Annotated in this window: 1 pseudogene; it reads right to left on the bottom strand. The window is 66.2% G+C overall.

The annotated features are described in order from the left end of the window. Positions 1-665, bottom strand: a pseudogene (locus MKZ40_RS16815) (transposase); the annotation flags it as partial.

Below are 665 nucleotides of genomic sequence, written 5' to 3'. Positions count from 1 at the left end.
TGTGCGCTTCGGCGCTGCCGCGCTTGCGATAGAGTGCCAGGATCTTCTCGGGCGGCCAGTCGAACTTGCCGAGGTTGGTGACCAGGAAGAAGGCATGCAGCAGCAGGTCATCGGGGCGTTCCTGAACCACCAGCACCACGCGTCGTGGCGTTGGCCAGGTACCGGCCTGGTATTCAAGGTCGTGGCACCACTCCCGAGGCTGCTCAGGTGGCCGGCCGCGAGGTAGGGCGCTGCCAGCGCCTGCAACCCCTTGTGGCTGCGCAGCCGGCCCAGGTACTCGATGCTGCGCTTCTCCAGCGCCTCCAGCGTGTCGTTGTCGGTGAAGCCGGCGTCGATACGCCCCCGAACCTGGGCGCCGGTGCTCTCGTTAAGCCGCTTCACCAGGTGCGGGATCCACGTATCAGCGTTCTCGGCGGGGCCGGCGTTGCCCTCGCGCAGCAGGCCGCCGACCATGTCGCCAGTTTCGGCCAACGAGGCGACCAGCGGCGAATAGATCCGCGTACCGTAAAGGCCATGATAAGCGGAACCGCCCTGGTGCCCATGGACCTCAATCGGCAGGCCGTCGATGTCTAGCGTCAGCTGCTTGGGACGCTCGCCGTTCTTCAGCGAGGTCAGGCGCCAGGCCACCAGCCGCAGCAGACCTTCATGCACGGCATCGATGTTGT

The organism is Cobetia sp. BMC6, assembly GCF_029991385.1.
Taxonomy (GTDB): domain Bacteria; phylum Pseudomonadota; class Gammaproteobacteria; order Pseudomonadales; family Halomonadaceae; genus Cobetia.
This window is presented reverse-complemented; position numbering and strand designations above follow the sequence as displayed.